General features: G+C 54.8%; 18 protein-coding genes. 14 read left to right on the top strand and 4 right to left on the bottom strand.

The window, feature by feature from the left end; genetic code table 11:
• Window positions 1-138: 138 nt before the first annotated feature.
• Window positions 139-705, bottom strand: coding sequence for an ECF-type sigma factor (locus ABD971_RS16315; RefSeq protein WP_339942703.1), 567 nt, complete (start codon window positions 703-705; stop codon window positions 139-141).
• Window positions 706-1,194: 489 nt separating this feature from the next.
• Window positions 1,195-3,468 carry a peroxidase family protein gene (locus ABD971_RS16310; RefSeq protein WP_345323757.1) on the bottom strand — a complete coding sequence of 758 codons (2,274 nt, stop codon included), beginning with the start codon at window positions 3,466-3,468 and terminating at the stop codon, window positions 1,195-1,197.
• Window positions 3,469-3,944: 476 nt separating this feature from the next.
• Here ABD971_RS16310 and ABD971_RS16305 point away from each other — a divergent pair, with 476 nt between their 5' ends.
• The 9 genes from ABD971_RS16305 to ABD971_RS16265 all read left to right on the top strand — a co-directional run bounded on the left by ABD971_RS16305 (window position 3,945) and on the right by ABD971_RS16265 (window position 15,646).
• Entirely contained in the window at window positions 3,945-4,592 is a 648-nt protein-coding gene (locus tag ABD971_RS16305; protein WP_339942707.1) for a sigma-70 family RNA polymerase sigma factor, read from the top strand.
• A gap of 32 nt (window positions 4,593-4,624) precedes the next feature.
• Window positions 4,625-7,300, top strand: a complete 2,676-nt coding sequence (locus ABD971_RS16300) for a protein kinase domain-containing protein (protein ID WP_345323754.1) — start codon at window positions 4,625-4,627, stop codon at window positions 7,298-7,300.
• Window positions 7,293-8,594: a hypothetical protein gene (locus ABD971_RS16295; RefSeq protein WP_345323752.1), complete on the top strand. Its 1,302-nt coding sequence runs from the start codon at window positions 7,293-7,295 to the stop codon at window positions 8,592-8,594. The genes ABD971_RS16300 and ABD971_RS16295 overlap by 8 nt, the downstream gene beginning before the upstream one ends.
• A 127-nt stretch (window positions 8,595-8,721) precedes the next feature.
• On the top strand, window positions 8,722-9,441 hold the full coding sequence (locus tag ABD971_RS16290; protein WP_345323750.1) for an NAD(P)-dependent oxidoreductase: 720 nt from the start codon (window positions 8,722-8,724) through the stop codon (window positions 9,439-9,441).
• Between the two features lie 126 nt (window positions 9,442-9,567).
• Window positions 9,568-10,902: an adenylate/guanylate cyclase domain-containing protein gene (locus ABD971_RS16285; RefSeq protein ID WP_345323748.1), complete on the top strand. Its 1,335-nt coding sequence runs from the start codon at window positions 9,568-9,570 to the stop codon at window positions 10,900-10,902.
• 390 nt (window positions 10,903-11,292) lie between these two features.
• On the top strand, window positions 11,293-12,033 hold the full coding sequence (locus ABD971_RS16280; protein ID WP_345323746.1) for a VTC domain-containing protein: 741 nt from the start codon (window positions 11,293-11,295) through the stop codon (window positions 12,031-12,033).
• The gene (locus ABD971_RS16275) at window positions 12,018-12,692 is read left to right on the top strand and encodes a DUF4956 domain-containing protein (protein ID WP_345323743.1); all 675 of its coding nucleotides are present in this window, start codon (window positions 12,018-12,020) and stop codon (window positions 12,690-12,692) included. Before ABD971_RS16280 ends, ABD971_RS16275 begins: the two co-directional genes overlap by 16 nt.
• Before the next feature lie 30 nt (window positions 12,693-12,722).
• Window positions 12,723-14,597 (top strand): CotH kinase family protein, encoded by a 1,875-nt coding sequence (locus ABD971_RS16270; RefSeq protein WP_345323741.1) that lies wholly within the window; start codon window positions 12,723-12,725, stop codon window positions 14,595-14,597.
• A gap of 170 nt (window positions 14,598-14,767) precedes the next feature.
• Window positions 14,768-15,646: an alpha/beta hydrolase gene (locus ABD971_RS16265; protein WP_345323739.1), complete on the top strand. Its 879-nt coding sequence runs from the start codon at window positions 14,768-14,770 to the stop codon at window positions 15,644-15,646.
• Window positions 15,647-15,974: 328 nt separating this feature from the next.
• Here the strand turns inward: ABD971_RS16265 and prpC are convergent, their stop codons facing one another.
• Window positions 15,975-17,096 (bottom strand): bifunctional 2-methylcitrate synthase/citrate synthase, encoded by a 1,122-nt coding sequence (gene prpC, locus ABD971_RS16260; RefSeq protein WP_345323737.1) that lies wholly within the window; start codon window positions 17,094-17,096, stop codon window positions 15,975-15,977.
• A 458-nt stretch (window positions 17,097-17,554) separates the two neighbouring features.
• Between prpC and ABD971_RS16255 the strand changes: the two genes are divergently transcribed.
• The 5 genes from ABD971_RS16255 (at window position 17,555) to ABD971_RS16235 (ending at window position 24,780) form a co-directional block, all read left to right on the top strand.
• On the top strand, window positions 17,555-17,851 hold the full coding sequence (locus ABD971_RS16255) for a hypothetical protein (protein WP_345323735.1): 297 nt from the start codon (window positions 17,555-17,557) through the stop codon (window positions 17,849-17,851).
• The gene (locus ABD971_RS16250) at window positions 17,826-18,770 is read left to right on the top strand and encodes a response regulator (RefSeq protein WP_345323733.1); all 945 of its coding nucleotides are present in this window, start codon (window positions 17,826-17,828) and stop codon (window positions 18,768-18,770) included. Before ABD971_RS16255 ends, ABD971_RS16250 begins: the two co-directional genes overlap by 26 nt.
• 210 nt (window positions 18,771-18,980) lie before the next feature.
• Window positions 18,981-23,078, top strand: a complete 4,098-nt coding sequence (locus tag ABD971_RS16245) for a PAS domain S-box protein (protein WP_345323731.1) — start codon at window positions 18,981-18,983, stop codon at window positions 23,076-23,078.
• 340 nt (window positions 23,079-23,418) lie between these two features.
• The gene (locus tag ABD971_RS16240) at window positions 23,419-24,126 is read left to right on the top strand and encodes a hypothetical protein (RefSeq protein WP_345323729.1); all 708 of its coding nucleotides are present in this window, start codon (window positions 23,419-23,421) and stop codon (window positions 24,124-24,126) included.
• A 114-nt stretch (window positions 24,127-24,240) separates the two neighbouring features.
• Complete coding sequence (locus tag ABD971_RS16235) at window positions 24,241-24,780, top strand: DUF1697 domain-containing protein (RefSeq protein ID WP_345323727.1); 540 nt, start codon at window positions 24,241-24,243, stop codon at window positions 24,778-24,780.
• 34 nt (window positions 24,781-24,814) lie between these two features.
• Here ABD971_RS16235 and ABD971_RS16230 read toward each other — a convergent pair whose 3' ends face one another.
• Window positions 24,815-25,315, bottom strand: a complete 501-nt coding sequence (locus ABD971_RS16230) for a hypothetical protein (RefSeq protein ID WP_345323725.1) — start codon at window positions 25,313-25,315, stop codon at window positions 24,815-24,817.
• Window position 25,316 lies beyond the last annotated feature (1 nt).

Genomic DNA, 25,316 nt, shown 5'->3' with positions numbered 1-25,316 from the left:
ACTCGATCGGCACAAAAAAATGTCGCTCTTCATTGTCATGCGTGATGCAAGTCAGATGCAGGCCATCGATTTGCTGGATTCTTCATTTTCGCCGCTCACGCGGTCCCCAACGACATCCAAGGTTACGTTTAAACAAGATTACTCTTGCGCATCGAGCTCTCGTTTTAACCAAGCTCGGGCGTAGGTCCAATTTCGCTTGGTAGTTCGGGGAGAAACTCCGAGAACCTCGGCCGTTTCGTCGATCGTCAAACCGGTGAAGTAGCGTAGTTCGACCAGTTTTGCCAAATCAGGATCTTCGGAAGCTAACTTCGTGAGGGCTTCGTCGAGCGAAAGCAGCGTCTCGAAATCCTCGGGATCCAGCACGGCATCGTCGTCGTTCAGCTCGGACCGCACCAACCCGCCGCCACGTTTTTCGGCATTTCGTCGGCGGGCGCTTTCGATCAAAATTCGTCGCATTGCTTCGGCGGCTGCCGCAAAGAAGTGCCCGCGGCTGTCCCATTGTGGACGATCCTCACCCCCGACCAAACGCATGAACGCTTCGTGGACCAAGGCGGTTGGCTGCAACGTTTGTCCCGACTTTTCTTGCGTCATCTTGTACGACGCCAGCCGGCGGAGTTCGTCATAGACAAGCGGCAACAACTGGCTCGCCGCCTGCCGGTCGCCGCCATCAATCGCGGTCAAAATCTTGGTTACTTCACTGTTCATATTTCAGAGTATAGCCGTTCCGCCGTATTCGATCCAACGATGCAGGAAGAGAGGGATATTCGTTGGGCAGCGAAGAATTCGGAGGTCATTGGAAACGAGTTTTTCTTATCGAGTTTGTGCGAATTTAACGTAGCGGAAGTCGTCAAGACTTTCGTTCGATTGACCTATGCCCCCCGAAACTTTTGCCGCCCTGTTGATTCGTTTTGCCGTTTGGGGAAACGCCGTGAAGAATTTAGAGACGGCAAATCACGGCATTTGTGTTCCGTAGCTACGCTTGCCAGAGCGTCGATGGTTGCCGGCCAGTACGAATCACCACCTTCTGGCGAAGGTAGCTATGAGTTCTGGCGAAGGTAGCTACGAAAAAATGTTTTCACCGCGTTGGCCAAAACGGCCAACGACTTCAACAGTCTCCGAAGCTGGGGGGAGAGGCGGCATCAAACCGGCGCAACTAAAACTCCCAACGAGTCCATTGATATCAGCGTGCCACTGCTACGATATCACCATAAAGTTGATTCCCTTCAAGTTCACGTCGCCGCTGCTGATCAGCGTATCGACGGTATCGAGTCCAACGGCCTGGACATCGCCCGTGACTGCAATACGAACTTGATACCCTCCGGAATGATCAAACGAGTCAAACTTGTAATTTCCCGAACGATCGGTCACGGTCGTATCAACCACGTTGCCTTCGCCATCGAGCAACTCGACCGTGATGCCTTCGACAGGCACGCTGGGACGGAATGGGTCGCTCGGATGCCCACCGTTTCGTGGCGAACGCTTGTCATTTCGATTCGCCGAGCTCGATTGAACGACCGCGGGCTGGGACAAGACCGTGCCGGTGATCGATGGGTTAAAGATGAACACATTCTCTTGCAACGAATTGATATCCGTGTTCCGCTGGATCACATCCGCCAGCGTGGTGTTTTCGATCACACGAATCTCGCGGTCCGAGAGCGTGTTCTCGTAATAAAAGCGATCGCCATCGCGAATTCGCTCAAATTGGTCGGCGATGATCGTCGATGCGGTCTCGCCAAGCGAGCTGTCGTCGGCGTGGTCTTCGGCCAACAATCCAACCCACAAATCAATATTGTTGACGTCGCCGTAGAGCGTCTCGAGTTTCGCACTCAGTTCGCTATCGCTCGTGATCTCGGAGAACGATTCGTAAGCTTCCAAGCCGTAGGCGGCGCGAACCGAATTAAAGTCGGCCAACCCGTGGTCGCGGCCACGTTGGATGTTCAGCGACACCAGATCGAATCCGCCGGCGCCGGGAGGTCCGAACAAGAAATTGCGTAAACTATCAACGACTTCGAGATCGACTTCTTGCGACAAACTCGATGCGCCCGCTTTCAAAATCGAATCGATGCCAGTTTCTTCGAGTAGCGATGGATTAAAGAAAGCGTTGGCCAGTGAGAGAGCCTCGCGAACCTCGATCCCATCGTTACCGACAAAGTCAATTTCGTTACTAAGCGTGGTGTGTCCAAACCGAAATGCCGCAGTGGAGAATTCGTTTGCAATCGATGGATTGACGCTCGCGTCGTATCCCTCGTAATCCGAGATCGCATTTTCCCCAAGTAGCGCTGGCAAAAATTCGTTGTACGTGATCGACTGGATCTCGGCGATCACGATCGTCCGCGCGGCTTGGAAAATCTGTTCGTCGTTCCAATCAGGATTGTCGTCGGCGATATCATCGGCGAGTCGATTATGTTCTCGCAGGAACAATGTCTGCATCGATGTCAGCCCGAGGTTTTCCGCAGCCCGAATGTCCCCCGCTTGGATATTTCCCGCTTCATCGGTCGGCAGCAAGTCGCCGTCGCTGGTTCGCATTCGGCCTCCGCTGAATTCTCGCAACAAATCGGTCGTCGCTTGGCTGCTTCCATAGACTTGCGAACCGTCAATCCAAGCGGTGATCGCATTGATTTGTTGGGCCGGATTGTCCGTCGATGTTCCGGTGCCTTCTGCAATCAACGATCGCGTTAACGAGATCACTTCCGTTCCGCTGCTGAACGGATCAAACAACGGGTCACCGGTGGGAACCGCAATATCAAACGACTCTGCGTCTTCTCCCTCTTGAGTAAGTGATAAATCGATATCGTGATCGATGAATTGCCCCCACAGATAAACAAAGTCGCTCAGGTTTCGATCGTTGGTGGTGCCCTCGGGATCGGCGGCGGAAAGGGTGTTGCTGATCTCGCGAGCACTTGGCCGGTCGGCTCCTGACGGTTCTGAGATGCCGTCGGCATAGTCAGCGTCGGCGACCCTCAACAGGGGCGTGCCTGCGACACCAAAGTCGGGGCTTTCCAGATAATTGTTGCTGCCATCGATCGAGCGAACTTCGTCAGCGAGATCGGTTACGGGATCATCATCTGCCGGCGGGCTGTCAGGATTCTGCGAAGGATCGTGGGGAGCTTGCTGCGGTGAACGTCCTCGGTTCAGTCGGTTTATTACCATCAACGCGTCGATCGCGGTGTGACGACCATCGTTATTCACGTCCGGCATCGAACCACGGTCGTTGACCGTGCCGTTGACGCCGCCTTCATTGCGATGGCGATTCATTTCGTTAATGACCGTCAAGGCATCAAAGGCCGAGACGACTCCATCGTTGTTAACATCCTCGGGGATCAAATCGTTGTGAAACAGATTTGCGGCCAGAAGTTGACGCGTCTCGAGCGATTCCGCACGTAAACGTCGACGCGGTTGGCAACGCCGCCGATCATCGCTTGACGAGGATTGCAGGAATTTGAACCAACGATTCAGAAAATGAGCCATAGCGAGACCCTCCAGACAAGGTGGCATGGTTGAGAAGGTGAAGAGAGAAGGCGATCTAGCAGTCTGAGGTTTAGGGACGGAATTGCTCGGAAAGTGTCACAAACGAAACAGAGAATCGACCTTGCTCAAATAACGGCAAAGCGATGCCTGCGGAAAATTCCCGCAAAATCTTGAACAAACTTTGGCCCCCTGCTGGCGGCGACTACGCATAGAAGTCTTGGCAGCGGTCGTGGTGAGCGAGAGAGAGAAAAAACGATGGGAACCACCAACAAGGTGTCGCAACGGGCCCCCATCGCGGTGGAGCCATGCATCGAGATCCGCTGCAAGGGGCCCATCGTGTTGAGTACCGATTTTGAGGTCACGTCCGACTGCCGCGGGTGAAGCGTTCTAACCAGACCGGGTGGTCTCTTATCACAACGCAATCAACTTATCTCAGCAAGAACCACCTACTAATCGAATTACCGAACGGAGAAGTCATGTCGACCGCAACCGCAAACGAATCTTCCGATGCTCAAGCCACCGTATCGGAGATGCTGCTGCAGGTTCGCCATGGTGACATCGATTCTCTCGGCGAACTGCTACAGCTCTATCGCAACTATCTCAGCGTCCTGGCGACCACTCAGTTGGACGGTCGATTGCGACGCCGGATGAGTCCCTCGGACTTGGTCCAAGAAACGATGCTGGCGGCACACCGCGATTTTGCCGCGTTCCGAGGAGGCAGCGAAGGCGAACTGTTGGCGTGGCTGCGTCAAATCCTGAGCAATTGTCTTGGGCATGCCATCGAAGCGAACGTGTTTGCGAAGAAGCGAGACATTCGCCGCGAGGTCGCATTGGATCAAATCGCAAAGAACGTTGACGACAGCATGGCGAGATTGGCGAACATCTTGGCCGATCGTGGACTGTCGCCAAGCGAGGACATGGGACGCCGCGAGCTGTCGCTGCGGTTATCCGACCAGCTCGCAAAACTGAAACCCGAATACCGAGATGTGATCGTGTATCGCAATTTACAAGGGTTATCGTTCGACGAAATCGCAGCACGCATGAACCGCAAATCGGGGGCCGTGCGGATGATGTGGTTGCGTGCGATCAACAAGTTCAAAGAAACATGCGACCCGATCGAATAATCCCGAGATACGAGTAGCTCAGAGAAAACACCATGAGTATGACCGACCTGAGCGCGGAACCATCCGCCACCCGGCATCTGACGGATGCACAAAAAGAGCACCTCAGCGTGTTGCTAGAAAGTTACATGTCGGGGCTCGAGGTAGGCTTGCCGCCAACCGTCGAAGAGTTAACGGCAGATGCGCCCGAACTGCTTCATTCGCTTCGCTACTGTGTCGACGGGTTACAGAATCTGCATCGTATGGCCGCCGGGCTGGATCCATCGTCGAGTTCGACATCCACCGCGGCCTCGGGCTTTTCACAATCTCTTTCACGCGATACGTCACCGCATGCCTCGCAATCTGGAAATGATCGAGCCTCGCGCAATGACCAATCTCCATCGTCCTCGTCCGGACGCCGGCTTGGTGATTTTTACTTGCACGAACAGATTGGACGCGGCGGCATGGGGGTGGTGTACCGGGCCACCCAACGTTCGCTCAAACGCACCGTGGCAATCAAACTCTTGCCGTTGCCGTCGATTCTCGATTCGCGTCAAATCACTCGGTTTCAACACGAAGCCAAGGCGGCCGGAGGTTTACAACATCCTCATATCGTTCCGGTATACGCGGTCGGTTGCGAACGTGGCGTGCATTATTACGCCATGCAATTCATCGACGGAATGTCGGTGGACGAGATCATCCTGAAACGCAGCCTTGAATTCCAAAGTGTCGATCAAGGCGAACCTCTGACCCATCCCGTTGTCGATGATTGGCGAGAAACGATCGGCCAAGCCATCCAAGCGGCCGAAGGGCTGCATGCCGCTCATCAATTTGGGGTGGTTCATCGCGATGTTAAACCGTCAAACTTGATCATCGATCAAAACGGTAAATTGTGGCTCACCGACTTCGGTTTGGCACGAGTGCAAAGCGACGTGTCGTTGACCCAGTCCGGCGATATCGTTGGGACGATGAAGTACATGAGCCCCGAACAGGCGCGTGGCGAATCCGCGATCGTCGATGGCCGCACCGACGTCTATTCGCTGGGAGTAACGTTGTACGAAATGTTGACGCTTCGGCCCGCGCACGACGGGGAAGACGCTCCGGCGATCCTGCGCACCATCGAAAACGATGCGATCGTGCCGTTGCGGAAACGGTGTCCCCATCTCCCTCGTGATCTCGCCACAGTGGTGGCCAAAGCGATGGCGAAGAGCCGCGATGGACGCTACGAAACCGCAAAAGAATTTGCCGATGACCTGCGGCGTGTGCTCGCGGGCGAACCGACGATCGCACGCCCGCCGACGTTTTTTGATCGAATCGGCCGGTTTGCCAACAAGCATCGACGCAGCGTTGCCGCCGCAATGGTGGTCACCACGTTCGCAGTCGTCGGTTTTGCCATCTTTACCGCAATGTTGGCGGCCGAAAAACAAATTTCGGACGCCAACGGGGCGCGTGCGATCGCCAATCAAATGCGTGCGACTCGAAATGAACAGATTGCGCGTGAATCGATCGATCGGCTGGGTACCCAAATGGCCGAACTGTTGGCCGATATTCCCGCAGCGGCGCCGGTTCGCAGGCGTTTGCTCGGCGAGACGCTTGCTTACTACAACCGCTTTGCGAGCGAAGCCAGCGACGATCCCACACTCAGCAAAGAGCTGGCAATCACGTATGGAAAAATCGGCGCGTTTCAGAGCGAATTAGGGGCCAGCGAGGAGGCGATCGCGGCGCTGGAGCGATCCGAACAACTCTACCGCGAGCTGGCTCGACAATCACCCGATGACGCCGCGTTAAGTCTGCAGTGGTCGATCAGTCAAAACAATCTTGCTGAAAAGTTGTCGCAAACCGGTCGCATCGAACAAGCCGCTCATTGGTTTGGCAACGCGATCGTGACTCAGCAACGCTTGCTTGATCGCGACTCAAATTCGCACGAACCATCTTTGCTAGAAAAAAACAACTCAACTGCGGTGACGCGAGAGCTTGCCACGACGCTAAACAATCTGGGTTTGTTACTGCACGAAGCCGAGAAAACGGCGGAAGCGACCACCGTCTATCGCCGAGCCATCAAATTGTTGGAAACGTCTGATTCAGACGCAGGATTGTTGGCATCGATTCAATCGAATTTGGCGGGATTGCTTTCCAAACGATCGCCCGATCAAGCAATCAAGTACGCTCGTCAAGCCTTGGCTCAACAGACTCAGTCGCTCGCGCAGCATCGTGGCGACGTCAAATTGGCGACTCAGGTTATTTTGACACTGAACTCACTTGGCACATCGTATGCGCAGCGATCCCAACACGCCGAAGCAATCGAATCGTTTGAACAGGCGATCGAGATTGCCCAGCAATTACAAACTCGCTGGCCCGATTCGCCCGCCTATTCGCGTGATTTGGTGATCAGCTTGAACCATCTCGGGTTGTCGTTGGCCGCGACGGGCAAGCAACAGGATGCGAAAAACGCTTTCAAAAAGGCATTACCCGTTCAGCGATCGCTCGCCGAATTGTACCCCGACGATGCAGAGGTACAGAGCATGCTCGGCGGCGTCCTAAACAATTTAGGGTTCCTGCAACAACAACTCGGGGACGCACGCGTCGCGCGTCAATATTTTGCTGAAGCCGCAGAGTACCAATCTCGTGCCGTCCAGCTCGCACCGGAGGTTCCTCGGTACCAAGCGTACCTAGCGAAACATCAACACAATTCACTCAGCCTTGCCAATCCGCGGAGAGTTTACAATGACTGAGACCACCCCCACTCGTGCCCTGCGTATCGAGCGTCTCGAGACACGCTCGCTGCTGGCGGCTGGAATCTTTGATCTCGATTTGCAATTCGGTTCAAGCACGACCGACGCTCTCCCGAACGATGCTGCGGGCCAGGTTGCCAGCGGTCGATTATCGCTGTCGCAACGTCAACCGCCATCACGACACGCAAGTATTCAAAATAACGGCGTCCAAGGAAACAGAGCACTCGAATCCAGGTCACTGCAATTCAGATCACAGGGCAATGCCGGACAAGATTTCCGCAGCCTTGGAAACGGTATCGACCGGATTCACGACGCCCCGACCTCGTTTCGCCAAGATGCAACGCTAGCTCAAGCCCAACAGAGTCCCACCCCGACGACGCTGGGCGTCAGCACCCCAACCACGCCACAATCGAATCCGAATGTCAACGACGTTGCCAATGCTCGACGGGACGTCAGCCCCCCGTTGCCGCAGAACAGTATCGCTGCGATAGTTCCATCGGCCGTGGACGAAGTTCTCGCCTCGTTGCAAACGGCGAGTGAAAGCGACGTTGCGTTGGCCGATCAAGACGCCGTGACAGCGACCCAAACCGTGTCGACCATTGCTGTTAGCGGCCGCGAATTAGCATCGAGAGTCAATGCCACCATCGATAACGATTCTGCGGCAGGGCCGATGACTTTGCCCACCGATACCGGTGATATCGGATCCGACGACGTCAACGACATTCAATCCGGCTTGATCGCTCCCGAACCGTCATTGCAACTACGTCCGCTTCAGAGCCTGAGTGATAGCGAGCAAAATGCGTGGCAGCTCGATGACGGCATCCTGCCCCGACTGCAACGGAATTTTCAAGCAACGCTTCGAGTGGTTCCTCAACAAGTCGATTTGTCGATTATCGATTGGTTTTCGGGGCCCGGTGGGCTGATCGATCTGCAACGCGGCAATTTGCCATCGCGGATCGGCGCCATCACGGGGGACGCGATCAACGTGCAATTGGAATCGACGATGGGATATCACCGCTGCTTGGATTTGATCGCCGCCGGAGTGGTGGAACCGATCTCGGGTCCGCTACTCGATTCGATCCTGGCGTCGATCGAATCGATGGCGAGTGAAGAAACTCAACCGGTCTCGGATCCCACGCCGCTGCGGATTTCAAAGCTGGCTTATCCTGCGGGCGCAGCGATCGTGGCGGGCAGCATCGCGATCGCGGCTCGGCGAAAACAAAAACACCCTCAACCGACCCCCAAACAAGGCGGGCTCAAACAAAGATGGCCCCAACAAGGAGACGCATTTTGATGTGACAGCATACGGCCACTCTCGACCTATGAAATAGACAAGCGTCAAAGAATCCGACGCATTGTCCTTCTCTACCTTTTCATAGTCCGCTGTGTTTCCCAAAGGCACCGCGGTCCGGGAGTATATGATGGACATGTACCTGAATGTGGACATGAACCTTGCTCGTTCCATTTGCGTTCTCGGTGGCGATACGATGCTCGGTCGCCAAGTCATCGCGGTCGCTCGCCGCTGCGGCTTCCACGTCAAGACGCAGGTCCAAGATCCGAATTTCGAGCACTCGGCAAACGCGATCGAAGTCGTGCTCTGCGATCTAAACGATCAACGTTGTTTGACTCACGTCGTCAGCGATTGCATGGCCGTGATCAATTGTTACGGTCCCACGATGCGAACGTGCGCGGCGGGACCAGCGACGGAGGCAGCGAAGTTGACTCGGTCGCTTCTGCCCAAACTGCATCGCAAAGGCGCCCGGCGGTACATCGTCGTCTCGCACTCGGGCGTCGTTTTACCCGGCGACCGGCCACGGCCCTTGGGTTCGTTGGCAACACGCGTGGCCGGGTCCCTAGGACTTTGCTCTCGATTGGCCGACAAGCAAAACGAGGCGGCGGTCTTGATGCAATGCGATTTAGACTGGACGATCGTTCGCTGTGCAAAACTTAAACCGCTGCGAACCGTCGGCGCCTGTATCGCGGATCGACACGCGTTACGAGGCGGATTTGTTAGCACCGAGACCCTCGCTCGATTTCTTGTGCATCAAATCGATTGCACGAGCTATCTACGATCCGGCGTTTTTGTAAACAGTCGCAATTCTAATTCGCACGTAAGCGAATATCTCCGCATTCACGGCTAGTCGCAGCTCCTCCCCCCCTCCTCTTCTGTGCGAACCGTCTCTCTTCGAATCAACGCGGTTACCCCACGCGAATTCGTTCCATACGAATAGGCTCTTCTCATGTTATGGCATCAACGTAACGCAATTATGTCACGAACCAAAGTCATCCCCACTGCGAACCACCCCCACAAGGTCACCAAGACCACTGAAGTCGACGATTACCGCGTCAGCGGTTCGTACACCTGTCGCGATCGACCGCGGCCGTTGGTCTTGGTGGTCGACGCGCACCGTGATTCACGTGCCGATTTGGAATGCAAACTCAAACGGTATAGCTACCGTGTGGTGGGCGTTGAAAGTGCATCGACCGCAATCGAGTTGATGGAACAACAACGCTTTGACGTCTGTCTGTTGGATATGAACTTTGCCGAAATGGATGCAGTGGAAATGATACATCGGATTCGCAGTTCGCCGACCACGGGAAAACCATCGATCATTGTGGTCGCCGACGCCGATGCAAAATTTGCTGCCGCCGACGCAATTGAAAACGGAGCGGATGACTATTTAGAGAAACCGGCGGATGAGCGATTGTTGCACGCACGGATTCGTTCAAGTCTGCGTCAGATCGATGCCCGCTTGGCAGAACTAAGCAAGTTCTTGCCTCGGAATATTTTGAATCAGGTACTCTGCAACAAAAATTTGCTCGAAAAGCCGTGTCCCGCAGACGTCTCGGTGATGGTTTGCGATGTGCGTGGATTCAGCCGCACCAGCGAGCGTGTGGGTCCCGTACAAACGATCACCTGGATTAGCGATGTGATGAATGAACTCAGCCGCATCGTGCTGGACCATGGCGGAACGATTGTCGATTATGTCGGCGACGAAATCATGGCGATGTGGGGTGCCCCGATCGCATCACCGCAACATGCCGGCGACGCCTGTCTATGCGCGATCGCGATCCAGCAAGCGGTGATCGACCTGAGCGAGAAATGGCGGTCCACCGTGGGCGCCGAAACCCGGTTGGGAATCGGAATCAACAGCGGATTGGCGGTGGTCGGTAATACGGGTTCCACGCATCGGATTAAATATGGACCGCTCGGCGATACCGTCAATTTGGCCAGCCGGGTGCAAGGAGCGACGAAGTATCTGCGGAGTTCGATTCTAATGACGCAGAGCACCGCCAGTCGCGTGGATGCAAAATTGCGTGGCCGCAGAGTGTGCAGCGTTCGTGTGCACAACATTCGCGAACCGGTGCAGCTTTATGAACTGGGAACTTGTGGAAAACACGATTTGAGTGCAGGGTGCTCGGCGTATGAGCAGGCATTGTCAGCGTTCGAATCCGAAAAACATGCCGAAGCGCAAGACGTGCTCGCTCAGCTGCTGCTTGATCAACCCCACGACGGCCCCGCCAAACTGCTGATGTTGCGGGTGATCCAGTCGCAGCTCGGAGGCGCATTCGACCCCGTCTGGACCCTGCCCGGCGGATAACCGTCGATCCATCCGTTCGCGCGTCGCGGATGCCGCCGAAACTTTCGTCCTCCACTCTGGCGTAGCGGAAGCCGTCAACGGCTTTCGACCATCCCCAAGTCGAAATCTCGCCTTCGACCCGCGAAAACAGGCGAAATCGCGGCCCGCCATCGTCCATGACTGGCTCTCGCCATCTTTCATGACCGGCTCTCTCTTCCATGGCTCTCTCTTCCATGGCTGGCTCGCGATTTTCCATGAATCGATCGAAGCCAACTTAACCGCCGGCATTCTTTCAACAAAATTGGCCCTCCGGGGGGCATTTCAACGCATCTCTTAATGCCACGGGATCGGGCGTTCGAACATCCCCGTTACCCGAAACATTTTGGCATGGATTCAAAGTAGAGAGCGAAATTGAAATTCCCCCCCCGCTACGAGTGCACTTTTGTCCTGAATCAGGCTGCCGCATCGGCATTGATCGAATCGGCGGCCAGCCGGTTCGACGCCCCGACCACCAGCGACGTCTGCGACCTGTATTACGACGTCCAACAATGGCAACGACCAACCAAACCCAAGTCCATTGACAAAGAAATTCGCCGCGTGCGACGTATCGATCACGCTTGGGATGTGTTCCTCGAGCAACAGCGGCGAGACAAGCAGACGACAAAACTGCGCCGGACCGTTGCAGCATCCAGCGATCTAAAGCGACTCGAGTTTGACGAGATTGACAGCAGCTGGGAAGGAAAATGGTTCCACAAAGACATCGTCAAACAAGCGCTGCAACGAAGTCTGCAAATCCAATTTGACCGGCTCGCGTTCGAAGCAGATTCGATCGAAGGGTCGCTCCGCATGACGATCGACCGAAACATCCACTGCCGAGCATTTTCGGACTTGGCGAACCCGACGCAAACTCCGTCCACCCCGTTACCGATGCACTTGGTGCGGATGAAGTACTTTGTTTCACTTCCTGCCATTTTTAAATCACTGATCTATGAATTTGCGTTGTTGCCCCACCCGACGTCGATGTATCGGGAGTGTGTTTTGCGTTGCCCAGTGGATCAATGTGCGGCGATGCACCATTCGCTGAGCAACCCCGAACCGATCGTTACCGCAAGTGCTGCTGAGAACGAGGTGGCGACATGCCAATTTGGTTAACCGAAGCGGTGGGGACGCCCGATGAGAGCACGGCGTTGCAGATGGCCGTCCGCTTGATCGTAGCGTTTCTGTGTGGCTGCGTGATCGCCGGGATCTATCGCTGGGTGCGGCCGAGCGACAAGATCATGCCGACCTTTCCCGCAACGCTGGTACTGTTGGCGATCCTGTGTGCAATGTTGCCGTTGGTGATTGGCCAAAACGTCGCCTGGGCCTTCGGATTGGTGGGTGCCTTGTCGATCGTTCGGTTTCGCACGGTGGTCGAAGACACGCACGACATCACGTTTGTCATCTTTGCCGTGTTGGTGGGGATGGCCGTGGGTGCGGATCGTTTGATCGTCGCGATCGTTGGCATGGCGGTGACCGGACTTGCGGCGTTTTTGGTGCGACCACGACGAGGCAGCGAAAGCGGATTTGCCGGTGACGCCCGATTGTCCATTCGATTGGGAATCGGACGCGATCCCGAAACGATGCTCGGAAGCGTTTTTGAACGGATGCTTAGCAAGGTTGAATTGACGTCCGGAGGAACCAGTAAACAAGGTGCATCACTCGATCTGAATTATCGCGTTCGCTTGAAAGCCGATGCCAAACCCACCGACCTAATCAACCAATTGAATCTGATCGAAGGCGTCCAGAGCGTCGAACTTCGTCAAAGCCGATAAACATTTCTCACTGCCCAGGAGTCTATGCTCATGAAGCGATTACTTGTCCCTGCTTGTTTAGTTGCGTGCACCGGATTGGTGCTTGGCGTTATCGCGTACGCGCAGCCCCCAGGCTCGTTGGACTTCGGCCCCGGGGGCCCCGGCATGCGTGGTCCTGCCATGCGAGGTCCCGGCGGTCCTGGTGGTCCCAATCGTGAAGAACGCAAATTGTTGGACCAATTTGATCAAGACGAAAATGGATGGCTCGATCATTCCGAGCGAACCGTTGCTCGCAAAAGCATTCAACAAGAGAACGCATCAGCCGCAAATCGACAGGGCCCCAGCGGACAGGGACCTGGGGCGGGGGGGCCTGGCGGGATCCGCGGTCCTGGCGGGATGCGCGGTCCCGGAGGGATGCGTGGACGTGGCCCTGCAACCGAGCCTGGCACCCCAGGCCCCAAGGTGTCGCCTGCGGACGTTGCGAATTACCCCGACAAACCGCTCTATGACACCACGGTCTTGCGCACCGTGTTCCTGGAATTTGAAAACGAAGACTGGGAAATGGAACTCGAGGATTTCCATGGAACCGATATCGACGTCGCAGCTGAGATGCAAGTCGATGGCAAAGTCTATCCCAACGTGGGCGTCCATTTTCGCGGGATGTCATCCTACGGTCATGTGTCTCGCGGCAGCAAACGTCCCTTGAACGTCTCGCTCGATATGGCGGATGAAGATCAACGACTGTATGGCTACAAGACACTGAACTTGTTGAATTGTCACGGCGATCCGTCGATGATGAGCTCGGTGGTCTATTCCCATATCGCTCGCGATTACATCCCGACGCCCAAAGCGAATTTTGTGCACGTGGTGATCAATGGGGAAAGCTGGGGGTTGTACGTCAGCGTCCAACAGTTCGACAAACTCTTTTTGCAGGAAAACTTTGGTGACTCCAAGGGCACGCGTTGGAAAGTCAGCGGGAACCCGGGCGCCGATGGAGGCCTGCGTTATCTCGGCACGGATCTGGACGAATACAAATCACGGTTCGAGATGAAGTCCAACGATGGCAAAAAGGCTTGGAAAGCACTCGTCGAACTTTGCCAAACGCTAAATGAAACTCCGCTGGATCAATTGGAATCGGCACTCGATCCGATCCTTGATATCGACGGCGTGCTCAAGTTCTTGGCGCTTGACGTCGCATTGGTCAATGGCGATGGCTACTGGACTCGTGCGAGTGACTACAGCATTTTTCTCGACGCGGATGGAAAGTTTCATCTCGTGCCACACGATATGAACGAAGCGTTCGCGTTGTCGGGTCATGGACGTGGTCCCGGCGGGCCCGGCGGTCGGGGGCCTGGCGGACCTGGGGGACCGGGCGGGCCTGGTGGCCCGGGTGGACCGGGCGGCCCCGATGATCAAGGAAATCGCGACGACCGAGGTCCACAAGCTCGTGGTCCTGGCGGATTTCGTCCGCCTGCTGGTTTGGAAGACTTTTTTGCGGGGCCGGATGGTCCCGGTGGCCCTCGAGAACGCGAAGGACGCGGCCGTGATGGACGTCGCGGTCCTGGTGGTCCTGGTGGTCCTGGACACGGCGGAGTCGACTTGGATCCGCTGGTAGGGCTCGACAGCGAACGCATGCCGCTGCGAAGTCGATTGCTCGCCGTGCCTGAGTTGCGTCAGCGTTACATGCAGTACGTCGCGCAGATTGCCAACGAATCGCTTGACTGGTCGACGCTCGGGCCGGTTGTCAACGGGTACCGCGACTTGATCGCTCCGGTTGTCAAAGCGGACACTCGCAAACTCGATTCGACCGAAGCGTTTGTCACAGCGACACGCTCCGCCACCGAAATAGCCGAGGGATCAACCGAACCGATGTCCTTGCAAAAATTTGCGGTCGAGCGAAGCAAGTTCTTGAAGTCAACACTTTAGCCTCAGCAGATTGCGTTGTTTTTTGGGAAAAGATCGATGAAGTCTCGCGTCGTTTTTGATGACGACGCGAGACCCGTGAAATTCGACTACACTATCGGCTTGAATTCCCTTCCTCCTCAACGCAACCCAATCTCACCATGAAAACGCTGTCGTACCGCTTCACTTTGCCCATGTTTTCGTTGCCCATGTTTTCGTTGCTCTTGCTTTCGGTGCTCTCTGTTTCGGTTTCCATCCCTGCCGCATTCGCACTTGAAACCAAAGGCTTCTCGCCCGACAAACAACCGGTCTACAAGACGGTCGGGGACACGGAGCTAAAACTACATGTCTTTGAACCCGCCGACCACAAAGCGACCGATTCACGCGCCGTGGCAGTGTTCTTTTTTGGCGGCGGTTGGGTCGGTGGCAGTCCTAGTCAATTTTATCCGCATTGCGAGTACCTTGCCTCGCGAGGAATCGTGGCGATTGCCGCAGAATATCGGATCAAGAGCAAGCACAACACGACACCCAAAGAATGTGTTAAAGATGGCAAGTCCGCAATCCGCTGGGTACGCCAACACGCCAGTGAATTGGGGATCGATCCCAACAAAGTGATCGCCGGAGGAGGTTCAGCCGGTGGACATGTCGCCGCCGCGACCGCAACCACCGATGCGTTCAACGAAAATGGCGAAGACACCAGCGTCAGCTGTGTCCCCAACGCGTTGGTGCTGTTCAATCCCGTGTTTGACAACGGACCCGTCGGTGGTTGGTCGCATAGTAAAGTCAAAGATTATTGGCAAGACATCTCACCGGCGCACAACATCAGCGGCACGACACCGCCAACGATCGTATTTCTCGGCACCAAAGACAATTTGATTCCTGTTGCAACCGCCGAGCGATTCAAAAAGAACATGGAAGCCAACGGTCGACGCTGTGAGTTGCATCTGTACGAAGACCAAGGGCACGGTTTCTTCAATTTCGGGAAATCCGAATACTATCAAGCTACCGTCAAAGCGATGGATCAGTTCTTGGCGTCGCTAGGATACCTGCAAGGCGAACCGACTTTGAAGTAGAGCTGTAGCACAGGCTGCCAGCCTGTGAATCAGCGATCACGTTTTCGTATTCCATCTGCGTTGAAGTACGGAATCAAAAAGATCCGACGAAACTCTTGACGAGTTGTTGATTTAGTGAGCCGCGACGCGTCAGCGGCCGGGTCCCACGCGTTACCCGGTGCCTTACAGCCCACGGCTCACCATTTCGATTTGCAATTGGATTAATTTAACAAGCCGTTGACGATTTTCGCGACGGGGACGACGGACGAAACTCTTCGCGAGTTTCGCGACGGGGGACTTAGCTCATGCTGATGACTCCCCCGGGAAACCTATCCCACGTTTTTTGCGGTCATGCACGTTCGTTAATCGGCACAAACACTCTCGGGCCAGGCCCGTTGTATTCGGCGGCGGGGCGAATCAGACGATTGTTGCCGCGCTGCTCAAACACATGCGCGGACCAGCCAGCGGTGCGGGCAAATACAAACAGCGGCGTGAACATCGTCGTCGGAATGCCGAGACAATGGAACACCGTTGCGGCATAAAAATCGAGGTTGGGAAAGAGTCCCTTCTCACGACGCATCACCGCTTCGATCCGCTCGGATATCTCGTACAACGGCACGAGCGCGGTCTCGTCGCATAACGTGTGTGACCAACGTTTGATCACGTCCGAACGCGGATCCACCGTTTTGTAGACGCGATGTCCAAATCCCATAATCTTTTGCTTCGCAGCAAGTCGGTCCATCACCCCCTGTTCCGCTGCATCTGCGTTCACATAGCTTTCAATCAGCTCCATCGATGCCTCGTTAGCACCGCCGTGCAGCGGCCCACGCAGCGTGCCAATGCCTGTGGTAATGCCCGAATACAGATCCGACATCGTCGACGCGGTAATCCGTGCCGCGAAAGTCGACGCGTTGTATTCGTGTTCGGCGTACAGAATCAATGACACATCAAGGGCGCGGCAAAGATGCTCGGCCGCCGGAGTGCCGTGCAGCAGATGTAAAAAGTGCGCCGCGATACTGTCGTCGTCCGTCTCGACCTCGATTCGCTGGCCACTGTGGTGATAGTGATGCCAATAACAAAGCATCGATGGAAATGAACTCAGAAGTCGCATCGCGATCTCGTATTGTTGCTCCGCCGATTCCTCGGGCTCTAAACACCCCATCACCGAACAACCCGTCCGCAAAACATCCATCGGATGGGACTTGCGAGGCAAAATCTCTAAGATCTGTTTCAAGTGGTCGGGCAGCGAACGACGGACTTGCAAGTCTTCGGAAAACGAAACCAATTGTTCGTACAACGGCAACTCGCCGTGCAGCAATAGCCAGGCGACTTCCTCGAAAGAGGCGTGTTCCGACAAATCCTCAATCGAATAGCCTCGATAAGTCAGCCCAAAGCCCTTCTTACCGACGGTGCTGAGCGCGGTTTGTCCGGCAACAACGCCTGCTAGGCCAGCTTCGGATGTGGTAATCATGACGGATCCTTCATGAGGAAAACACGATTCGATTTACCGCTACATCCTTTATCCTACGCGGATTCAAGTGACCGGATCCAGCAAATTTTGAAACAATTGCTCATTCAGAGCTGCTACCGGTGACACGGTCCTGTGACTCGGCTCGACCCTGCGGCGGGCCGTTCCATTTGGATTTTGTCCGGAAATTCCCCCCCGAAAGTGATGGTCCCCATTTTTGTGGCCTACGTTTGTGGGACTGCTGGGGGAAAACTCCCTCTCCAACCCACGATTAAAACGATTATCCAAACGGAGCGTTGGCATGGTTGGGGCTAGAAAAACCCCGCGAAGTTGCATTGGGTGATGTTTTTCTGGGAAAAACGACCCTAGCGCAGCTTCAAATGTGAAAACGAGGGATGGTAGGTGTGAAACTTGGCGCCAAACCGCATGCGGGGGGAACGTTGCCAAGCTCCACTTCCCGTATGCAACGTTTTGCAATGGCCGCCAATGAATCCGCGGTCCGCACAAAGAAGATCAAGGAAATACAACAACAAAGTACTTACAAACGCTCGCAGACGCGGCTTAAACCGGCCAATGTGAAACGAATCATCATTCATCGAGTCAGCCCACTTCAGGCGACGATGCATGGGATTGCAGAGGATTACACCCGCGATAACTCGGGGTTTGAACTTTTGTATAGCTTCACTAGTCCCGCTGGGTGGCGTCTAATAGATCCCGTTACGGTGGAATTAGATGCGATTTGTAGAATTCAGCGATGAAAAACTAAGCATTATTGCAATCGAAACAGTTGGACATTGCACGGATGCCGATACCGATCGGCATGAATTAACCAGCGACAAAAAGAGGCAAGCCATGTCACCGGCAGCGAACGAATCGAACACAGTACGAATTTTGCTGGTCGAGGACAATGATATCAACCAAATGCTCGCACTTGAGGTGCTCGGACGTCAGGGCTGGGAATGCGACACTGCGGTGAACGGCGTTGAAGCGATCGCGAAGATCAAAACCGCGCGATACGATTTAATCTTGATGGATTGTCAAATGCCGATCATGGACGGGTTTACGGCAACCCAACAGATTCGCCAAATGGAATCCGACGGAGTGATCGACGCGGTGTCGACCATCATCGCGGTCACTGCAAATGCACTGAAGGGAGACCGCCAGCGTTGTCTTGATGCCGGCATGGACGATTACCTCGCCAAACCCTTTAGTCCTCAGCAATTGCGAGAAATTGTGATGAAATGGTTAGCGATGGAAAAGTCAGTCACGACGAAGTCCGCACCGCTAGCCGAGCAGACCGTCGAAACATCCGAGTCGCCACCGATCTGCGAAAAAGAGTTTCTCGAGCGATGTATGGGCGATCTGTCGTTCGCCGAATTGCTACTGCAATCGTTTCAGAAAGATAGCGTCGCCCGGCTCGAGCAAATTGCGACCCAGGTACAGCAAGGTGACGCCGCCGCCGTGGGCGAAACCGCACACTCATTAAAGGGGATTGCCGGAATTCTGGCCGCACACGAATTGCAAGCGATTGCATTCGAACTCGAGTCGGCTGGAAAAGCGGGAAAATTGGACCATCTCCTCAGCTTGGTAGACGATTTACGGTTGGAAGTGAATCGCTGCCTCGAGTACGTCCCGATTTTGAAGCAACAAAGTCAAGCAGCTGGAGCGGCATCCTAGCGATTTCCCGACGTCCTGCGACGATTCCTTTGCCGATGTGGTAGGAAAACCCATGTAAATCCTCTAGGATTTAACCTGATAGAATGATCGAAACAACAAGACGCCAGCACCGCTGCAACTGCAGAGTTGCTGCAAATTCAAGTTTACGTCAGACGATTTAATGATCCCGAAAGGTTTCTCGAGGATCGCTTGACCATTGGCATCAAGACAATGACTGTCGCTCCAGGACGTTCCCTCTTTATGCCGATCCTGCAAAATCGCTCGATAAAATGGTACCTACCATTACTGCTGCTCATTGCGGGAGTGATCGGCAGCATCTATCTGCATCATCTGATGCGTTCGCTCGATCAAAACGCGATCGAACAGGGGTTTCGGCGGTCGGCGCAAGAGCGAGTTGCGGTATTCGAATCCGAATTCGCCCGTCCGATCGATCTGATTCGCGCGGTCCACTCGCTGTACAGCAGCTCGCAAAGTGTAGATGAACGCGAATTCGTCAGTTTCGTCAATCAGATGAAACCTCACAATGTCGGATTCGATGCGATCACTTGGGTCAGCTACGTCGATGACTCGCAGCGGAGTGATTACGAGCGGGAAGAATCTCCGACCAAGCCTGGCCGGCCGATCGTTCAGCGCGATGAGGCAGGGCACCTGCACCCCGCATCACGTCGTCCGCAGTATTTCCCGGTGACCTACAAGTATCCGGCGAACAATCCTCGCGTCGAGCTCGGCGAAGATCTTTATTTCGACCCCCGTTTTCAAGATACGTTTGAGATCGCGAAAGCATCAAAACACATCACGGCATCCCCTGCGTTGGCGAGCAACGATCAGGCGGCGAGGTTTCACGTGCTGTTGGTGTCACCGGTATTTCATGCGCTCCAGGATGATTCCGAGGCAACCGCTCCGCACCAGTTAAAGGGATTTGTCGTCGGGCGATTGCGTTTGGATCAAGTGCTAGAAAATGCCCTCGAGCCATTAGCCCCTGCGGGAATCAAGATCCAATTGTTCGAGAACACGGCGCCCTACGACACACGCCCGGCCTACCATCATCATTCGCGGATCGCCGAACAGACACTGGGGGAAATCGGCTCGACCGGGTTGCTCGGTATGGAACCAGCCGCGACGCTACATTACGACGGCTATATCCAACAGGCGGGACGCACGTGGACATTGCACTGCACCGCAAACGCGGACTATGTGGCGGTTCGTCGCGATTCGACTCCGCGTACGATGTTGTTCATTGGACTATTGACCTCAGCGATTCTGAGTGTGTTTGTCGCTTACCTATTCCTCCGCACCGAACTGGTCTCGCGGTTAGTCGTCGGACGGACCGCCGATTTGAACCAAGCCAAATTGAAAGTCGAAGAGCAACTGGCTAAACAAGAAGCGTTGGAAAAAGAACTGCATGTCAGTCGCGAGCAGTTCAACGTGCTGATGCTCGGGTGTAACGACGGCATTTTCGAGTGGGACTTGGAAACAAACAAAGTATTCTTTTCGCCACGATTCCTCGATATGTTGGGCTACAAAGACGAAGGGATCGGCGATGATGCTGACGCGGCGATCCAGTTAGTACACCCGGATGAACGGCACCAAGTTTCTTCAAAACTTGAACAATACATCCGTGGTGAACTCGATAAATTTGAAGTCGAGTGTCGCATTTTGCACAAAGACAATCACTATGTGCACGTGCTCTCTCGAGCGTTCACCGTTTGCCGCGATGGCGACAGCCGACCGCATCGATTAGTGGGGAGTCACGTCGATTTGACGGAGTGGAAACAGCATGAAATCGAGCTGAACCAATTCAAAACGACACTCGACCAGACCCATGATTCGGTGTTCATGTTGAATCCCGACACGCGTACGTTTTATTACGTCAACCAAGGTGCGACAAAGTTGCTTGGCTATTCCGCCGAGGAATTATGTCAATTGGGACCAAGGGATATCGATGTCGGTATGTCAGCAGACGATCTGCAGCGAATGATCGTCAGTCTGAAGTCGGGCGAAACCACGATGCAACGCGTCGAAACGGTGGTGCGGCGAAAGGACGGACGTGATGTCCCGGTCGATCTTTTTGTGCAATACATCGCCCCCTCCGACGAACCGCCACGGTTCGTCACCATCGTTCGGGATATCTCGGAGCGAAAGCAAAACGAAGCGGTACTTGCCGAACGCAATCGCTTGGCACTGTTGACTGCCGACGTCGGGGTCGCATTGTCGCGGGCCGATGACCTGCAGATAGGGTTGCAAGAGTGTTGCCAATCAATGATCGATCGATTGCAGGTATCTTTGGCACGGATCTGGACGATCGACCCTGGACAATCCGTGCTGGAACTACAGGCCAGTGCCGGATTATACATGCATCGCGACGGCGATCATTCACAAATTCCAGTGGGCGAAGGCTGCGTCGGTCGCTTGGCTGAACGAGCCCGCCCCTTTTTGACCAATGAGCTACAAAACGATCCTGAACTTGAGGACCAGCATTGGGCACAATCGCACCACTTAGTTGCCTTTGCCGGGTACCCATTGATCGTCAGCGATCACGTGATCGGTGTGTTAGCGTTGTTTGGCCCACAACCTTTGAAAGTCAACACGCTCGAATCACTTGCCTCGATCGCCGATACCGTTGCCGTATTTGTCGAACGCAAACGGGCCGAAGACGAGTTGCAACAATCTCATCAACTGATCTCGAAACTCTCGTTGGTCGCCAGCAAGACGCAGCATGCCGTCTTTATCATGGATGCCCAATGTCGCATCGAATGGGTAAACGAAGCGTTCACCCAAATGAGTCAATACGACGCGTCCGAAGTCGTCGGGCGACGCCCCGCCGATTTCCTGATTGGCCCCGAGACTGATCCCGATACCATTCGTACGATTCGATCCAAAATCGAAAGTCGCGAAAGTATCGCGGTTGAAGTCTATAACTACAAGAAATCCGGCGAAGGACATTGGATCGATCTGAAGATTGACCCCGTCTTTGACGACCATGGCGATCTGTGTAATTTCATCGCCACGCAAATCGACATCACCCAGCGTCGTGAAAACCAACAGGCGCTGGTCGCGGCAAAGGTCGAAGCCGAGCGGGCGAGTAGCGCCAAGAGCGAATTTCTGGCAAGCATGAGCCATGAATTGCGAACGCCGCTGAACGGGGTGATTGGCATGACCGAGCTGCTTGCCGATTCGCCGCTGGATGATCGCCAACGTCGCTTCGTCAGTGCCTGTCAAAGTAGTGGCAAGGCGCTGCTGGAATTGATCAGCGATGTTCTCGACTTTTCCAAAATCGAAGCGGGGTGCATGGAACTGGAACACCATTCCTTTGATTTACATCAACTGCTTGACGATGTGGTGTTGAGTATGCCGCCACGTTTGGGAGACAAGAATGTCGCACTGAAGTACTCCGTCGATGGTCATTCCGTCGATGGCCACTGTTTGGATGGCGAATGCGTCAATGATGCCCATTCGCTGCGACTTGTCGGCGATAGCCATCGACTGCGCCAAGTGCTCGTGAATCTGTTGAGCAACGCGATCAAATTTACCGATCAGGGGGAAATCAACCTGCAAGCCGAACGCCAAAAACAGTCCGAGCATGACGTCACCCTGCTGTTTTCGATTACCGACACCGGCATCGGTATCCCCGCGACGCGGCTGGATCGATTGTTTCAATCCTTTTCGCAAGTCGACAGTTCGATCAATCGAAAATATGGTGGCTCGGGACTTGGGCTTTCGATCTGCAAAGCGATTGTTGAAAAAATGGACGGCGAGATCGGCGTCGAAAGTCGTGAAGGCGCCGGTTCGCGATTTTGGTTTACGGCCAAGTTCCGCTTGTGTAATGCGGAGGTGTCAAACGCATCGCAGGTCGATTCAAAGGTGTCTAAACCGTCGATGGAAAAACGATTGGCGGGTACTCGCATCCTGTTAGCCGAAGACAACAAAATCAACCAACTCTTTACGCGTGAGATGCTGTCGCGTTTTGGTTGGAATTGTGATGTGGTTGAGAATGGCATGGAAGTGCTCGAGGCGTTGGAGCAGCGGCCTTACGACATCGTGTTGATGGATTGCCAAATGCCAACGATGGATGGCTTCGTTACGACAAAACAAATTCGCGAAAAGGAAGCGAAAGACGGGACAGACAGCGGGATTGTCATCGTGGCACTGACCGCGAACGCCATTCAGGGCGACCGGGAACGTTGTCTCAATGCGGGGATGGACGACTACCTTGCCAAACCATTCGAACCTACTCAATTGAAATCGACGATCGAAAAATGTTTCGCGGAAGTCGCACGTCGCTCCGTTTGCGAACATGCCGGTAAGTGATGCCCAAATGTTCGGGCATGCAGCTCGTGTCACCAGACTGCGAAATCTTCGAACAGGAAACACCACGGTGAACAAGCCCGCTATGACAGACGAGCCCGCTGTGACAGTCAAGCCCCGGATGCCAATAAGGACGCTCACGGTCGGGCGTAGACGCGGGCTGGTCCTGCTGATCGCGTTCTGTAGCGTCGCTTTCTTCATCGCCGACGTGGCAACCCCGACTTGCATGCAAGAGGCGTTTCCTGCGATGCTTGCGATTGGCGTCGTCACGGCACAGCTGACTGTGATCTGCGTGTGGGGAACCCTCGTTCGAGGAACGTTTTGGATACGGCTTCCCTGGACGTTGCTGCTGCTGGTCGTTTCCTGGTGCGGCTTTGCTTGGGGGATCACTCTTGAGAAAGGAGATCCCAATACCGAAGCGATGCTCGGTGCTGCGGCACTTTGGACGTTCGGATTCATCACTAGCTTTGTGCCATTGAAGATCGCCGCATTATTTTTTCGCTGGCAGATCGTCCACGATACAGAAGACAGTCCGAACGCAGGCAGAAATTTTAACTACGCGATTCGTGACATCATGATCGGCACGTTGCTGTTGGCGATAACCATGGGCATCGGGCGCGGCATGCTAACGAGCGAAGACATTAGCTTCGCACTCGCCCTGCATGCCAGTGGGCTCGACGCCCCAGAGCCATTGTTTGCAATTACGCTCTATGGAATGGTCAGCCTGCTCGTGAAGCTGCCCTGTATTTGGATCGCTCTGGGCGAGAAGGCCGAGAAGATTCCATCAAGAATTGGCCTCTGGGTGGTCTACTGTTTTCTGCTGACGCTTTTCGAGATCGGTCTGTTGCTCTCCGTTCTCGGAGATCCCGGAAGCGAATCCATTTCGATTTTCGGAGGAATGATAATCAGCCATCAATTGATGGGCGCGATTATGTTGGCCGTTTGCTGCACGCTGCGTGGATTGGGTTACCGGCTGGAACGGTCAAGAAGCCCGCAAGCGGAGCGACGACGCGCTACCACTACCGCCGCCGTTCACCCCGAATCGGTTTGAAGTCGCTGACACCATTGTCGGATGCGAAGGAAATTCTAAACTGCCATTCGCATGCATCGCCGGCGCCGAAATCCGTTTCGTTAACTAACTGCATCCGTTTGGAATTGGAAATACATGCCTCATTGGATTGCTTTGATTCGCGGAATCAACGTCGGTGGTCACAACAAGATGCCGATGGCGGAACTGAGGACGACACTGGAATCGGCTGGCTGTTGCTCGGTGCGGACTTACATTCAAAGTGGTAACGTCGTCTTCACATCTCCGAATCAATCCAAACGGAAGCTTGTCAAACACCTTGGCGACACCATCGAAGAGTACTTTGGGTTTCGTCCCGCCATTCTGCTGCTCTCTAAAGATGACTTTCGCACCGCCGTAGCGAGCAATCCATTTCTTGACGCGATCGCCGCGGCAAAAACGCTTCATTTTTTCTTTCTGGATTCAGCCCCTCGCTCGCCTGACATCGACGCACTCACTAAAATCGCGACGTCGACCGAACGTTTCAAACTGGTCGACACGGTGTTCTATCTTCACTCACCCGATGGCATCGGACGCTCGAAACTTGCCGCGGGTGTGGAACGCAAACTTGGCGTGCCGACGACCGCCCGAAACTTTAGGACCATCCAGGCCTTGTCCGAAATGCTGGACGCCGAATAACTCAAACCGAGCGAGTAGCGTGGCAATCGACGGATCAGGGATCGATCGAAAACGTCCAGCGGTCTGCGTCGTTGCCCCCCGAGACGATGTAGCGGCGAGGCAGATCATCCGCACCGGAATGTGCCGTCGTGGGTGCGGCAACATAACCGCCGCGGCTGAGCAGGGTGACGTTTGAATCCAACGGTTTGACGGAAGCTTGGCCGGACGCCAACACTTCGCAGACATCATCGCTGCCGAACGCCCCCCGCTCGGACGCATCATCAACGGTGCCATTAAAGTCATCATCAACCTCGGCGCGTCCCGGCCGACCATCCTCACCATTGGTCACGACCACCAAGGCGCCCGCATCAAACGACAAGGGCTGCACCTCGATCCCGCCAGGCATGTCATGGGGCTGAGAAAGGGCGGCATGCCGTGCGGCATCTTGAGCCTGAATCAGCTCGGGCGAGACCTCGTGAGTCGAAGCCATCCAAAGCGAGCCAAAACGCAACATGACGGCAAGTGAAAGCAGGATTGGGATCAGCAGCGTTTTCATA

The organism is Novipirellula rosea (assembly GCF_039541335.1).
GTDB classification, from domain to species: Bacteria; Planctomycetota; Planctomycetia; order Pirellulales; family Pirellulaceae; genus Novipirellula; species Novipirellula rosea.
The sequence above is the reverse complement of the archived record's forward strand: the minus strand, read 5'-3'. Positions and strand labels throughout refer to the sequence as shown.

Excerpts from the sequence above, each read along its gene's own strand:
- ABD971_RS16315 (WP_339942703.1), bottom strand. The coding sequence starts at position 705 with ATGAACAGTGAAGTAACCAAGATTTTGACCGCGATTGATGGCGGCGAC.
- ABD971_RS16310 (WP_345323757.1), bottom strand. The coding sequence starts at position 3,468 with ATGGCTCATTTTCTGAATCGTTGGTTCAAATTCCTGCAATCCTCGTCA.
- ABD971_RS16305 (WP_339942707.1), top strand. The coding sequence starts at position 3,945 with ATGTCGACCGCAACCGCAAACGAATCTTCCGATGCTCAAGCCACCGTA.
- ABD971_RS16300 (WP_345323754.1), top strand. The coding sequence starts at position 4,625 with ATGAGTATGACCGACCTGAGCGCGGAACCATCCGCCACCCGGCATCTG.
- ABD971_RS16295 (WP_345323752.1), top strand. The coding sequence starts at position 7,293 with ATGACTGAGACCACCCCCACTCGTGCCCTGCGTATCGAGCGTCTCGAG.
- ABD971_RS16290 (WP_345323750.1), top strand. The coding sequence starts at position 8,722 with ATGGACATGTACCTGAATGTGGACATGAACCTTGCTCGTTCCATTTGC.
- ABD971_RS16285 (WP_345323748.1), top strand. The coding sequence starts at position 9,568 with ATGTCACGAACCAAAGTCATCCCCACTGCGAACCACCCCCACAAGGTC.
- ABD971_RS16275 (WP_345323743.1), top strand. The coding sequence starts at position 12,018 with ATGCCAATTTGGTTAACCGAAGCGGTGGGGACGCCCGATGAGAGCACG.
- ABD971_RS16270 (WP_345323741.1), top strand. The coding sequence starts at position 12,723 with ATGAAGCGATTACTTGTCCCTGCTTGTTTAGTTGCGTGCACCGGATTG.
- ABD971_RS16265 (WP_345323739.1), top strand. The coding sequence starts at position 14,768 with ATGTTTTCGTTGCCCATGTTTTCGTTGCTCTTGCTTTCGGTGCTCTCT.
- prpC (WP_345323737.1), bottom strand. The coding sequence starts at position 17,096 with ATGATTACCACATCCGAAGCTGGCCTAGCAGGCGTTGTTGCCGGACAA.
- ABD971_RS16255 (WP_345323735.1), top strand. The coding sequence starts at position 17,555 with ATGCAACGTTTTGCAATGGCCGCCAATGAATCCGCGGTCCGCACAAAG.
- ABD971_RS16250 (WP_345323733.1), top strand. The coding sequence starts at position 17,826 with ATGCGATTTGTAGAATTCAGCGATGAAAAACTAAGCATTATTGCAATC.
- ABD971_RS16245 (WP_345323731.1), top strand. The coding sequence starts at position 18,981 with ATGACTGTCGCTCCAGGACGTTCCCTCTTTATGCCGATCCTGCAAAAT.
- ABD971_RS16235 (WP_345323727.1), top strand. The coding sequence starts at position 24,241 with ATGCCTCATTGGATTGCTTTGATTCGCGGAATCAACGTCGGTGGTCAC.
- ABD971_RS16230 (WP_345323725.1), bottom strand. The coding sequence starts at position 25,315 with ATGAAAACGCTGCTGATCCCAATCCTGCTTTCACTTGCCGTCATGTTG.